The 12,144-nt window shown below is 33.0% G+C and carries 15 protein-coding genes; all 15 read right to left on the reverse strand.

Annotation, left to right across the window (positions count from 1 at the left end):
• Nucleotides 1–17 precede the first annotated feature (17 nt).
• The 15 genes from udp to BBG48_RS00615 all read right to left on the reverse strand — a co-directional run bounded on the left by udp (nucleotide 18) and on the right by BBG48_RS00615 (nucleotide 12,000).
• Nucleotides 18–794: a uridine phosphorylase gene (udp, locus tag BBG48_RS00550; RefSeq protein ID WP_068911598.1), complete on the reverse strand. Its 777-nt coding sequence runs from the start codon at nucleotides 792–794 to the stop codon at nucleotides 18–20.
• 78 nt (nucleotides 795–872) lie between these two features.
• The gene (locus tag BBG48_RS00555; RefSeq protein WP_068911600.1) at nucleotides 873–2,069 is read right to left on the reverse strand and encodes a NupC/NupG family nucleoside CNT transporter; all 1,197 of its coding nucleotides are present in this window, start codon (nucleotides 2,067–2,069) and stop codon (nucleotides 873–875) included.
• Nucleotides 2,066–3,253 carry a phosphopentomutase gene (locus tag BBG48_RS00560; protein WP_068911602.1) on the reverse strand — a complete coding sequence of 396 codons (1,188 nt, stop codon included), beginning with the start codon at nucleotides 3,251–3,253 and terminating at the stop codon, nucleotides 2,066–2,068. The genes BBG48_RS00555 and BBG48_RS00560 overlap by 4 nt, the downstream gene beginning before the upstream one ends.
• A 15-nt stretch (nucleotides 3,254–3,268) precedes the next feature.
• Nucleotides 3,269–3,955: a deoxyribose-phosphate aldolase gene (gene deoC, locus BBG48_RS00565; protein WP_068911603.1), complete on the reverse strand. Its 687-nt coding sequence runs from the start codon at nucleotides 3,953–3,955 to the stop codon at nucleotides 3,269–3,271.
• 267 nt (nucleotides 3,956–4,222) lie between these two features.
• Nucleotides 4,223–4,951 (reverse strand): Crp/Fnr family transcriptional regulator, encoded by a 729-nt coding sequence (locus BBG48_RS00570; RefSeq protein WP_068911605.1) that lies wholly within the window; start codon nucleotides 4,949–4,951, stop codon nucleotides 4,223–4,225.
• Between the two features lie 189 nt (nucleotides 4,952–5,140).
• Nucleotides 5,141–6,166, reverse strand: a complete 1,026-nt coding sequence (pta, locus tag BBG48_RS00575; RefSeq protein ID WP_068911607.1) for a phosphate acetyltransferase — start codon at nucleotides 6,164–6,166, stop codon at nucleotides 5,141–5,143.
• Nucleotides 6,167–6,279: 113 nt separating this feature from the next.
• A complete protein-coding gene (locus tag BBG48_RS00580) occupies nucleotides 6,280–6,480 on the reverse strand; it encodes a hypothetical protein (protein WP_243446716.1) in 201 nt (66 codons plus the stop codon).
• A 40-nt stretch (nucleotides 6,481–6,520) separates the two neighbouring features.
• Complete coding sequence (gene yihA / locus BBG48_RS00585) at nucleotides 6,521–7,099, reverse strand: ribosome biogenesis GTP-binding protein YihA/YsxC (RefSeq protein ID WP_068911608.1); 579 nt, start codon at nucleotides 7,097–7,099, stop codon at nucleotides 6,521–6,523.
• A 40-nt stretch (nucleotides 7,100–7,139) separates the two neighbouring features.
• Nucleotides 7,140–8,027, reverse strand: a complete 888-nt coding sequence (locus BBG48_RS00590) for a 4Fe-4S binding protein (protein ID WP_068911610.1) — start codon at nucleotides 8,025–8,027, stop codon at nucleotides 7,140–7,142.
• Nucleotides 8,027–8,170: a CD1871A family CXXC motif-containing protein gene (locus BBG48_RS11535; protein ID WP_094754331.1), complete on the reverse strand. Its 144-nt coding sequence runs from the start codon at nucleotides 8,168–8,170 to the stop codon at nucleotides 8,027–8,029. The genes BBG48_RS00590 and BBG48_RS11535 overlap by 1 nt, the downstream gene beginning before the upstream one ends.
• A 14-nt stretch (nucleotides 8,171–8,184) precedes the next feature.
• Nucleotides 8,185–8,799, reverse strand: a complete 615-nt coding sequence (locus BBG48_RS00595; RefSeq protein ID WP_068911612.1) for a TlpA family protein disulfide reductase — start codon at nucleotides 8,797–8,799, stop codon at nucleotides 8,185–8,187.
• 35 nt (nucleotides 8,800–8,834) lie between these two features.
• Nucleotides 8,835–9,611 carry a tRNA1(Val) (adenine(37)-N6)-methyltransferase gene (locus BBG48_RS00600; protein ID WP_330410056.1) on the reverse strand — a complete coding sequence of 259 codons (777 nt, stop codon included), beginning with the start codon at nucleotides 9,609–9,611 and terminating at the stop codon, nucleotides 8,835–8,837.
• Nucleotides 9,611–10,486 carry a PSP1 domain-containing protein gene (locus BBG48_RS00605; RefSeq protein ID WP_068911614.1) on the reverse strand — a complete coding sequence of 292 codons (876 nt, stop codon included), beginning with the start codon at nucleotides 10,484–10,486 and terminating at the stop codon, nucleotides 9,611–9,613. The genes BBG48_RS00600 and BBG48_RS00605 overlap by 1 nt, the downstream gene beginning before the upstream one ends.
• Complete coding sequence (locus BBG48_RS00610) at nucleotides 10,483–11,289, reverse strand: DNA polymerase III subunit delta' (protein WP_068911616.1); 807 nt, start codon at nucleotides 11,287–11,289, stop codon at nucleotides 10,483–10,485. Before BBG48_RS00610 ends, BBG48_RS00605 begins: the two co-directional genes overlap by 4 nt.
• 33 nt (nucleotides 11,290–11,322) lie before the next feature.
• The gene (locus tag BBG48_RS00615; protein WP_068911618.1) at nucleotides 11,323–12,000 is read right to left on the reverse strand and encodes a dTMP kinase; all 678 of its coding nucleotides are present in this window, start codon (nucleotides 11,998–12,000) and stop codon (nucleotides 11,323–11,325) included.
• Between the last annotated feature and the right edge of the window lie 144 nt (nucleotides 12,001–12,144).

Below are 12,144 nucleotides of genomic sequence, written 5' to 3' on the forward strand. Positions count from 1 at the left end.
GTCCTTTTTTTATAAATTTATTTATTTTTCTTAGCTTTATCCTGCTCAATAAGTTTTTTTATTGCTTCTATACCTACTTTTATTGCACCTGAAGTGTCTTCTGTCATAGGCATAAACATTCCAGCCTTTTCACGTTCTTGATTCCAAACTACATGGAAACAAGAGCCGCAACGTACATGAAGTGCATCGGCAACTACAAATAATGCAGATGATTCCATTTCACTTGCTTTTACTCCAAGACGTTTCCAGCTTTCCCACTTATTTAATAGTTCATAATATACTGGAGATTTTTCAGGGCTGTGCTGTCCATAAAAAGCGTCTTTACATTGAACCACACCTGTATGAGTATCATAACCCATTTCTTCACTTGCAGTTTTTAATGCTAATGTTATATCAAAATTTGGTACAGCCGGATATTCTATTGGAGCGTATTCCATAGAGGTATGTTCAAAACGAATAGAGCCAGTCGCTACTACAACGTCTCCCGGTTTTACATCTAAATCTATTCCTCCGCAAGTACCAACTCTAACAAATGTATCTGCACCACATTTAACTAATTCTTCCATTGCAATTGACGCTGATGGTCCACCTATACCTGTTGAACAAACTGTGACTTTTTCTCCTAGCAGTGTACCTGTCCAAACATTGTATTCTCTGTTCATTCCTATATGAACCGGATTATCAAAGTGTTTAGCAATAGCCTCACATCGTCCAGGGTCTCCCGGCAAAAGTACATAACGTCCAACATCGCCTTTCACACACTGAATATGGTATTGTTTTTCTGTTTCTTGCATGATAATCTCTCCTTATTTAAATTAATTTTACCAATATATATTGGCTTAAAAAATATAGACTTATATAATTAACTTATTTTAAAAAAGTGTAACAAACCCTACTATCATTGCACTAAGTATACTTACAAATACACCGGACAGCATAGCTCTTAAAACCAAACGGGATAAGGTTGCTCTTTTTTCAGGGCAAAGTACCGCTATACCGGAAACACAAATGCCCAAGCTTGAAATATTTGCAAAGCCGCATAATGATATGGCACTTATCAAACCGGTTCTGTAATCAAGGCTTGCTATTTTAGGACCAAGCTCTGCAAAAGCAACAAATTCATTCAAAATCAATTTGTTTCCAAGTAGTTTTCCCTCCATTAATATTTCTTGTCCTTCTAATCCCATCAAATAACCAAATGGAGCAAAAATATATGAGAATATTTGCTCAAGGCTAATGCCTACTTTACCTAAAAACATATTTATAACTGCTACTATACCTATTATACCCACAAGTGATGCAGAAATCGCTATTACCATTTGCATACCTGTGACTGCTCCCTCAGCTATTGCATCTATAGCATTTGCGTTATTCCCTTTATTATCCATTTTAACTTCTGATATACTCTGAGGGGTTTGTGTTTGTGGTAAAACCATCTTTGAAAGCATAATACTTCCAACCGGCACTAATGCACTTGCAATCAAAAGATAATCCATAGGTATACCCAGTGCATTATATCCACCTAGTATTGATACTGACATACTACCCATACCTGATACTAATACAACCATGATTTCGCTATCAGTCATACTTTTTAAATATTTGCTCACTAGTATGGGGCTGTCTGTCTGTCCAAGAAACATATTCGCAACAGCAACAAAGCTTTCTACTTCTGTTGTTCCCATTAATTTTCCGACTGCTTTACCTATCCATTTTACTATAAAGCCTAATACTCCAATATAGTAAAGTAAGCTAACTAATGCTGAAACAAATATAATGTTGCCTAACACTTGGACTATGAAAAAATATCCAAACTTTGGATTTGTAAGGTCACCAAATACGAAAGATAATCCTGATGCTCCACAATTAATTACTGCTGTAACTCCGTCAGATAGCTTTGATATAATCTTATTACCTATAGGAACTTTTACTAAAATAATAGCTATGATAAACTGAGTTATCAATCCTTTAGCTACCATCTTCCAATCAATATTTTTTCTTTTCCAAGAAAGTATATAACATAGTGCCAATATTATCAATATGCCTAAAATATTTAATATTACTTTCATTTATTTCCTCCGCCTTGTGCTATAATTTCGTTTGCAAAGCTTTCGCCTTCGCATTTATCATTTATTCCAAGCATATCTATTATTGTTGCTGCAATATTGTTAAATCCTTTTCTTACTCCTAAATCCACTGACTTAATTTTTTTGCCCATTACAAGCAGCGGTACATATTCCCTAGTATGGTCAGTGGTTGCAGTGTATGCTGGGTCACATCCATGGTCTGCTGTTATAAATACAACATCATCATCATTAAGTTTATCCATAAATTTTGGCAAAAATGTGTCAAATTCATTTAATGCCAAAGCATAACCCTCCACATCTCTTCTGTGTCCATACAGCATATCAAAATCTACTAGGTTTATAAAACACAAACCGTTAAAATCTTTGTCAGCGTAGTGCATAGCGTGCTGTAAACCATTTGTGTTAGAAGTATTGTGAACGTGTTCAGTAGTTCCTATTCCTGCAAAAATATCATAGATTTTGCCTACTGCTATAGAATCCATTTTGCTGTCTTTTACTTTATCCAACAAAGTTTTTTGCGGTGGCTCAAGTGAATAATCATGTCTATTGGAGGTGCGTTTAAAATTATCTTTAGAATTTCCTACAAAAGGACGTGCAATAACTCTTCCAACTCCATGTTTCCCTTTTAAAATTTTGCGTGCCTTATGACAGGCGTCATATAATTCTTCCAGTGGAATTTTTTCTTCATTTGCAGCTACCTGAAAAACTGAGTCTGCTGAGGTATATACAATCCACTTGCCAGTATCTAATTGCTCCTGGCCATAATCTTTTATAACTTCAGTACCCGAATAAGGCTTATTGCAGAGCACTCCTCTTCCAGTTAATTTTTCAAATTCGTCTATTACTTCTTTTGGAAATCCATTTGGATAAGTAGGCAGAGGATTTTCTGATACTATTCCTGCAATCTCCCAATGTCCAATGGTAGTATCTTTACCCATAGATAATTCAGATAATTTTGCATAACTACCTTTTGGAAAATCTACTTTTCCTAAAAAATCAAGACCATCTATGTTGCCTAGCCCATACTCACGCATATTTGGTATATTAAGCTTTGGACAGCTTGCACATGAACGAAGTGTATTTACTCCGACATCGCCAAATTTTTCTGAGTCCGGCATTTGCCCAGCTCCACAAGAGTCTAAAACAAAAAGAAAAACTCTTTTCATATCTTTTCTCCTTTTTTAATAACTTCTATCATTTTCAAGCTTTTGACCTTTTTCCATAGCTTTAGCTATTTTAACAATTCTAGAAGTTCCCAGTCTATCAGCACCAAGAGATATAAATTTTTCCGCATCTTCTAAGCTTGATATGCCTCCAGCCGCTTTTATCTTAACGTGAGGAGCAATATTTTTGGCAAAAAGCTCAACATCTTCAAAGGTTGCTCCCCCTTTAGAAAATCCTGTAGATGTCTTTATGTAATCAGCACCTGAATTAGATACACATTTGCACAAATTTATTTTTTCATCATTTGTTAAAAGGCAAGCTTCAATTATGACCTTTAAAATTTTATTATTACAAGCCTTTTTAATTTCAGATATTTCAGAAGTTATTTCACTCCACTTTCCCTCTTTTGCCCAGCCAATGTTGATAACCATGTCAATTTCGTCAGCACCGTTTTCAACAGCGTCTTTCGCCATAAATACTTTAGCTGCTGTAGTATCGTATCCGTTTGGAAAACCTATTACTGTGCAAATAGCAAGTTTATCTTCTACATATTGTTTGGCTTGCTTTACAAATGATGCAGGTATACATACACTTGCTGTTGAATACTTGATACCATCATCACATATACTTTTTATTTCTTCCCATGTAGCTGTCTGTTCCAATAGAGTATGGTCACACTTTGATAAAATTTCTTTGAGTTCCATTATTACCTCTCCTTGCTTTAAAGCTATTATTTTGAAAATAATATGCTATAAAATATTTTAATATAATACCAAAATTTTCACTGAAAAAATAATTCAGCAAGCGATTTCATATTTTCTGATAAAAATATAATATTTTTTAAATTTAAAAACAAGGACATATGTCTCTGATTTTGATATTTTAAATTTTTTTATAAATTAGCACGCATTTAATAAAAAAAGCACGCTGTCAAATTAAAAGCGTGCTAATAAAATAAATTTATTAAATTTTCACATCGTGCTTACAATCTTTTCAACCTTTTCTTTCAATTTTAAATATTGCTCACTATTTATAAGTATATTTCGCTTGTATTTTTTTATAAGATTTTCCTCAAGAAAAAGGTTTATAACTCTAGAAATAGTTTTGGTACTAAAGCCTACCTCGTTACTAAGCTCTTGCCTTGAAAGTTTTATAAGTAGTTTACCATCTTTTGAGTCTTGTTCATATTTTTGAATAAAAATTTTCGCCATTCTTTCCGGAGCTGGCAAAAATAAATATTCTCTAGCAAGTAGTCCTTGTCTTAATAGATATTCTCCCATCATTTTTGCTTCATTCCAAATTGCCAAATTATCACTTTCCAGCCACTTTACAAATTCTTGTCTGTTTACCTTGATAGCTATACACCTATTTATGGTCTGAAGTGTCGCAAGGTATTCACTATACCCCATTAAAACTTCCATCGCTCCCATAGAATACGTCTTAGAAAATTGTGCAAAAACATATTCAACTCCATTCATACGATAGTCTATTGCCTTATAAATTCCATCAACTACATAATATATCATGTCTGCTTTGTCAAAGCTGCGAATAAATACAGTTTTTGGAGGTAGTATCTCTACACTCAAAAAATCCATAAGCCACTCAGGTGCAGTATCAAAATATTTTTTTATTTCTTCTTTTCTGTGAGGGGGAATAGTTAAAAGTATTGGATATTTTTTAATAATTTTTTCTACGTCCATAAAAATCACCTCGCCTCCCTTTGATTTTATTTAGTTTTAGCTAACTAAATTCATTACATCAATTGGTTGCGTTTTATATCTAAAGAATTTTAATTTCCACTGTAAAACCGTATGATTATTTTCGCTAATGCTATAATTAAACCCATGTACATCATAATATACATGGGTTTTAACTTTTTTAAATATATATTAGTTAAACTGGTCGTAGCTAGGGTCTTTTGCTTTTCTATCGCTGTGAACAATTGCCTCCATTGAAGAAATTATTGCTAGTTTAAATACATCTTCTTCGTTGCAGCCTCTTGAAAGGTCATTAACAGGAGCATTTAGACCTTGAAGTATCGGTCCTATAGCTTCAAATTTACCAAACCTTTGAACCATCTTGTAGCCTATATTTCCCGCTTGGATATCAGGGAATATAAATACGTTTGCGTTTCCGGCTACTGCTGAATATTCTTTTATTTTTTGTTGAGCAACTGATGGTACGAATGCAGCATCAAATTGTAATTCACCATCTACAATTAAATCAGGATATCTACTTTTTGCAATATTAACTCCCTCAACAACTTTATCTACTAGAGGGTCTTTTGCAGAACCTTTTGTAGAAAAGCTTAACATTGCAACTCTAGGAGATATACCATATTTTAAAGCTGTTTCTGCTGTTTGTTTTGCAATTTCAGCTAAATCCTCCGGTGTAGGATTGATGTTTATTGCACAATCTCCAAACACATAAAGCTCCCCGTCTCTTATCATAAGATATCCGCCTGAAACTTTTTTATACTTCTTGTCAACCTTTATGATTTGAAGTGCCGGTCTAACTGTATCCCCTGTAGTATGGATAGCTCCTGATACAAGTCCGTCAGCTCTATGTGTGTATACTAACATAGTGCCAAAATAGTTTTCATCCTTTAATAGCTCTCTTGCTGCTGCTTCGTCAAGCTTACCTTTTCTTCTTTCAACTAAAGCATTAACAAGCTCATCAATTTCTTCATAATTGTCTTTGTCAATTACTGTAAGATTGGTTGGGTCTGCTCCAATGCTTTCAGCCAAATTATAAACATCGTCTTTTTTGCCTATTACTAGTGGTTCAAGCACTCCTGAGTTTTTAAGTCTTGTTGCCGCACCAACTACTCTGACATCTGTTCCTTCCGGTAAAACTATTTTGTGTTGATATTTTCTGATTTTTCTCTGAGCTTCATAAAAAAATGAGCTTTCCATAATACCTCCTAATTTGTATCAATCTATCAAGTTTTTGATTATCATACATATCATTATAATTATACAGTATGAGCAATATTTTTCAAGGTTAATTTAAATTTTAACTTATATTTCTACAGCTCATCGACATAATTTATATGAGCCTTTATATCCTCAATTTCTTTTTCAAGTAGCTGGACTCTAAGCTCTAAATCCTTTTTGTCATAATTCTTACTTTTGTATATTTTAAGTACAATCACTAGCAATAACAAAGGAATTATAAGCATCAGCAACCCTACTATTATTGAACCTAAACTTATAAAAATTGAAGTCATAAAAATGCCTTTCTTACAAATTAAATATACAATACATTTATTATACAATACTGAGCATATAGGTTCTAAGCTCTTCTACACCGCTTTTATCTAAAGAGGATGTAGGAAACACTTTCACACTGGAGTCTGCTCCTAAAAACTTCCTTATGTCTGCTGCTGCCTTTTGAAATTTGCCTTTTGTAATTTTATCACTCTTAGTAGCTACGATTGTGACAGGTATATCGTAGTGAATACAATAATCATACATTTGCTTGTCTGTCAGTTTCGGTTCGTGTCTTATATCTACAAGCAAAAACAGATGTGTCAAATTTGTAGAGTTTTGAAAATAATCGTCCATTACCTTTCCAAAATCCTCTGTATCTTTTTTTGAAATTTTAGTAAAACCGTAACCCGGCAGGTCAACTAAATAAAATTCATCATTGATTATATAAAAATTTATTGTCCTTGTCTTGCCCGGCGTGCTGGACACTCTTGCTAAAGATTTTCTCATTAGTAGAGAATTTATAAGCGATGATTTACCCACATTTGACCTGCCTGCAAAAGCAATAGACGGCTTACCATCTTGTGGATAAAACTTGCTGGAAGTGGCTGAGGTTAAAATATCAGCAGATTTAATCATTGTTACTCCATTTCAATTTTTTAGCAATTAAATTATAAATTTATTTATTTAATTTTTCACTTTTTGAACTATTTTTAAACATATCTTTCAAAGGATATGTGCTAATAAGTGCATCAAATTTGCACGCATTTATACACTTCATACATCTTATGCAGTCCGCACTATTTGGTGTCTGATAGGTTTTTATCTCCATTGGGCAGGCTCTTTCACACTGCTTGCAAAGTGTGCATTTTTTATCATCGACTTCAAATCTAAAAAATGAAACTCTGTTAAATAATCCATACAATGCACCAAGTGGGCATATATACTTGCAAAAGGGTCTGTAATATTTTATAGATAAGAAAACAAACACCAAAAGCAAAGTTAATTTATTAAAAAATAATAATCCAATTGCATCTCTAAGACTTGTTTTTACTAACAATAGCGGAAACGATGCAAAAAATGTGCCTGATGGGCAGATAAGTTTACAAAAATATGGTGAAGAAAAACCAAATTCATTTACAAGCAAAAGTGGCATTAAAATTACAAAAACTATTAATATTACATATTTTAAATATTTTAATTTATTGTGATAAGGCATATTAAGCCTTTTTTTGACAAAGGGCAGTTTTATTTTATATAACAAATCCTGCAAAAATCCAAACGGACACATAAATCCACATATAAGCCTACCAAATAAAACTCCAAAGCCTAGCAGTGTACCCAGTATATAAAATGAAAACCTGTCTCCTAAACTTGTCAAGGAATTTTGCAGGCTGCCCAGCGGACATGAAAATAGTGCACCCGGGCATGAATAGCAATTCAGCCCTGGCACACATAGCTTTTTCAAATTTCCTTGATAAATATTTCCCTTAAAAAATCCAGCAAAATTTGCATTTGTAAGTGCACAAAATGCAGCTTGAAATTTTGTTCTAAATGATATCTTCATTATCCTATACCTATACACTCAAGGCAGATGTATATAGCCTTATTAAAAACGGGCATCATTTCGTTTGTGATTATTCCATAAATTATAAATGCTATTGAAATAAACAGAATTAAATATGATAAAAAGTATTTTTTTATTTTCATAAATTTATACCTAATTATTCAGCCTTTGATTGTGCATCTTCTATCATTTTTTCAAAAAATTTTAAATCCCTAGAGCCTTCTATATCTTCTAATATGTTTAGCTCTTTGTCTACTATCAATGTCCTTGGTACAGCGTTTAAGTCAAGTTGTGTGAGTAGCTCACTCATAGAGGTATCAAGTTGTATATGAGTGTATTGTGCTCCGGTTTTTTCTATTATTTTCTTAGCCTTAGCAATTTGGTCTTTATCATATCCATTTTGGCTCAATGTATCTATTACAATACCTACTACCTGCAAATTTTTATCTTCATAGTCATCACTTATCTTGCCCAGCTCAGGCATTTCCTGTATACAAGGTGGGCAATATGTTCCCCAAAAGTTGATTAAGGTATAGTCCTTTTGCTTGAATATATCGCTGGAGATTTTATTGCCATCAATGTCAACTGACTCAAATGTAGGAAGTTTATTTGCCGTTTCTTCTTTTGTTCCAGTCTTTGTAGAGGTGATTGCTTGTGCTGTGCTAGTTTGTGATGTTTGTGATTTATAAGCTGTTTGTCCTGAGCAGCCATAGGTCACCAAGGTAGCGGATAAAAGAATTCCAGTTAAAATTAGTTTATTAATTTTTTTCATAATTCCTCTTTGTTCATAATATACAATTTTTAAGTTTACAAGGTATCTTTATCCAATTCTAGGGTTTTTAAGCTATAAATATTTTCCACTTCTTTTGTATAGCTGCCATCTTCCTTGTGAATGAATAAAGGTTCTAACATTCTTAATTCGCTTTTGGCATTTTTGGTAAAGGAAATTAAAACCAAATTAGATGGTTTGCCAACTTTTGGGTAAACCATTTTAAGTTCCTTTGGCTCTAAAAGATATTTTCTCCCTGCCACAAAAATGTCACATAGCCTTGTAGGTCTATGTATCATAAATAATTTGCCACCATATTTTAATAGCTCTGAGGCTGTTTTCATCACATCGTCAATGGTACAGTATATCTCATTTCTTGAGATTTTTTGCATTTCATTGTCGCTGGTGAGCTTGTCCTTTTGCATATATGGTGGATTTGTCACTACTATATCAAGGCTTTGTTTTTCGATATAGTTTGTTGCTTGCTTTAAATCTACATTAAGAACCTTAACTTTATCTTGTATATTATTTAGCTCCATACTCCTTTGTGCCATCTGAGCTATTGGAGTTTGAATTTCAAGGGCATAAATTTTATTTATTTCTGATTTTTCATTTATAAGTATAGGTATTATACCCGTACCTGTGCCTAAATCTGCAATCGTACTATTTTTTTTATATTTTACAAAATTAGCCAGCAAGACTGCATCTATGCCAAAACAAAATCCACTTTTCTTTTGGATTATTTTTTTGCCGTTTAATTGCAAATCGTCTATTTGCTCGTCAGCTTTGATGAGGATATCATTATTTTGTGCCACTAATCCTCCAGCTCCTTGAGCTCATTTTCATCTATGTCATCATATGCCTTTGCAGCTTTTGCACGTTTTATTATATTTATTTCCTTTAAATCATATACTGCAAAGTCTATATCGTCCTCTTTAGAAAAGACAACTTTGACTTTTTCCTTTAATATATCTGTGTCTATTACCTTAGCCGTTCCATCAGGTGTCATGACTATTGAGTCTATTGTAGGCATCTGCTTGATTATGCCCTCATAATTTTCATTTTCATATTTTAGGCAACAAAATAATCTTCCGCATGAACCTGAAATTTTAGTAGGATTTAATGATAAATTTTGTTCTTTCGCCATTTTAATGGTAACCGGTGCAAAATCGCCCATCCATTTTTTGCAGCAAAATTCTCTGCCACAAATGCCATATCCGCCAAGTTTTTTTGCCTCATCACGAACTCCTATTTGTCTAAGCTCTATCCTTGTGCGAAATACAGAGGCTAAATCTCTGACTAAATCTCTAAAATCAACTCTACCCTCAGCTGTAAAGTAAAAAATCAGTTTGCTTTTGTCAAAGGTGTATTCACTTTCCAGCAGTTTCATATCTAGGTTATGCTCTTTAATTTTTTCTTTGCATACTTCAAGTGCATCATTTGCGTCTTTTATATTACAATTATGTCTTTGTAAATCCTCTTCGCAAGCTACCCTAATTATTGGTTTTAGGGGTGTAGCAAATTTTTCTTCGTCTATGGTTTTTTCGTCTAATACAACCGTAGCGTACTCCACGCCTCTTCCGGTTTCTACGATTACTTTTTCTCCTTTTTTAGGTGGCTTTTCAGAAAGTGTTTCAAAGTAATAAACTTTGCTCACTTTTTTAAATCTTACGCCAACTACTTTTTTCATTTATTTGCCTCCATCATGTTGAATAACATGGTTTCTACTGTCATGTTGAAATTTGCATTAGCATCTAGTTTTTTCCACGCCACTTCGGCTATATCAATTACTGATAATAGCTCATAATATCCAAATTTCCCCACAATGTCATGTATATATCTATTTTGTTTATTTGCATCAGGCAGTAGCTTTATACTTTCCTTTGCAAGAATAATATTTCTTGCTGTATCCATTATCTCGCTTATTATGTCCGATGCGTCCTCTTTTTTAGCTTTTATTTCATCAATAAAATCTATCATTTTCAATCTATCTTTTTCAATCAAGATATCAAATAATTTTCTAACTAGTGTGCTGATATCTTCTCTTTCGCATACTACAGCAACCTCTTCGTCAAAAAAGACCTTTATACATCTTGACCTAATCGTATCAAGCAAAAGTGATGAATTTTTAATTATCAAAATAAAGATTACATACTCCGGTGGCTCTTCAAGTGTCTTTAGAAAAGCATTTTGTGTAGGTATATTAAACTCTGACGCATCTTCAAAGACATATACTTTTTTGTCCTTGTAGGGTGCAATTGGTACTTCTGATGAAATTTTTCTTATTGTATCTATTTTCATCATGTCTTTTGTGATTAAGTGATAATCTGTAACCTGAGATAAATCCGATACTGAAAATATTTTTCTCGACAATCCGTCTGCAAGTTTTTTTGCGACTGATAAATCAGAGCTTTCAAATATATACGCATGGGATAGTGTATCTTCCTCAGCCTGTTCGTATAATAATTCTTTTATTTTTTCATATTTAGTCATAGCTGTTCTTTCTTCATATTCGATGTAAAATAATTATTTTACTATCATTAGATTTAATATTTTTTTATGAATTTCATCAATTCCCAGCATTTTACCATCTTTAGTGCAGTCTACCTTAGACCAGCCAAATTTTTCGCATACAAATTTAGCGTTATCGTAGACCTTTTTAAGGTAAGCCTTGTCCTGCTCGTGAATGTCCTTTGATGTACCAGCTTTTAAGTCGTCTTTTTCGTCTCTTTTTTTTAAAAGCTCGTAGGAAATTTCAAAGGGTACGTCAAGATATATCACTAAATCCGGCTTTGGTAAATGAAGTATATTAAATTCAAAATCATAAAGCCAATCTATGAATTTAGTTTTTTGTTCTACGTCTTGATATTTTCCTGCTTGATACACTATATTTGAGGTTGTATATCTGTCTGCAATAATTATGCCGCCATTTTCGTAGTGCTGTTGCAACTCTTTTTTATAGGTGGCATATCTGTCCAGTGCATAAAATGTGGAGGTGACATAAGGGTCTACATCCTCAGGTTTCTCACCAAATTCGCCATTTAAATACATTTTTACAAATGTAGCTGAAACTGAAGTATAATTTGGAAATTCGACCTTTTTTACATCTTGCTTGGACTCTAATAAATATTTGTATAACAGACCTGACTGGGTTTTTTTACCGCTAGCGTCAGAGCCTGACTCTATAACATAAAGCTTGCCCATTAAAACTCCAAAAATTTATTTTTATAAAAACAATATTTGATACAATATGTATACATTTTTTTAAGAAAATGTTAAATTAATTGACTGTAAGTTTAAATTTTGATTGAATACATTATAAATGAAATATTAATAAATGTAAAATGA

The organism is Criibacterium bergeronii, assembly GCF_001693775.2.
GTDB lineage: Bacteria > Bacillota > Clostridia > Peptostreptococcales > Filifactoraceae > Peptoanaerobacter > Peptoanaerobacter bergeronii.

Bases quoted from the DNA above. Each gene is read 5' to 3' on its own strand.
- udp (WP_068911598.1), bottom strand. From the start codon at position 794: ATGCAAGAAACAGAAAAACAATACCATATTCAGTGTGTGAAAGGCGAT.
- BBG48_RS00555 (WP_068911600.1), bottom strand. From the start codon at position 2,069: ATGAAAGTAATATTAAATATTTTAGGCATATTGATAATATTGGCACTA.
- BBG48_RS00560 (WP_068911602.1), bottom strand. From the start codon at position 3,253: ATGAAAAGAGTTTTTCTTTTTGTTTTAGACTCTTGTGGAGCTGGGCAA.
- deoC (WP_068911603.1), bottom strand. From the start codon at position 3,955: ATGGAACTCAAAGAAATTTTATCAAAGTGTGACCATACTCTATTGGAA.
- BBG48_RS00570 (WP_068911605.1), bottom strand. From the start codon at position 4,951: ATGGACGTAGAAAAAATTATTAAAAAATATCCAATACTTTTAACTATT.
- pta (WP_068911607.1), bottom strand. From the start codon at position 6,166: ATGGAAAGCTCATTTTTTTATGAAGCTCAGAGAAAAATCAGAAAATAT.
- BBG48_RS00580 (WP_243446716.1), bottom strand. From the start codon at position 6,480: ATGACTTCAATTTTTATAAGTTTAGGTTCAATAATAGTAGGGTTGCTG.
- yihA (WP_068911608.1), bottom strand. From the start codon at position 7,099: ATGATTAAATCTGCTGATATTTTAACCTCAGCCACTTCCAGCAAGTTT.
- BBG48_RS00590 (WP_068911610.1), bottom strand. From the start codon at position 8,027: ATGAAGATATCATTTAGAACAAAATTTCAAGCTGCATTTTGTGCACTT.
- BBG48_RS11535 (WP_094754331.1), bottom strand. From the start codon at position 8,170: ATGAAAATAAAAAAATACTTTTTATCATATTTAATTCTGTTTATTTCA.
- BBG48_RS00595 (WP_068911612.1), bottom strand. From the start codon at position 8,799: ATGAAAAAAATTAATAAACTAATTTTAACTGGAATTCTTTTATCCGCT.
- BBG48_RS00605 (WP_068911614.1), bottom strand. From the start codon at position 10,486: ATGAAAAAAGTAGTTGGCGTAAGATTTAAAAAAGTGAGCAAAGTTTAT.
- BBG48_RS00610 (WP_068911616.1), bottom strand. From the start codon at position 11,289: ATGACTAAATATGAAAAAATAAAAGAATTATTATACGAACAGGCTGAG.
- BBG48_RS00615 (WP_068911618.1), bottom strand. From the start codon at position 12,000: ATGGGCAAGCTTTATGTTATAGAGTCAGGCTCTGACGCTAGCGGTAAA.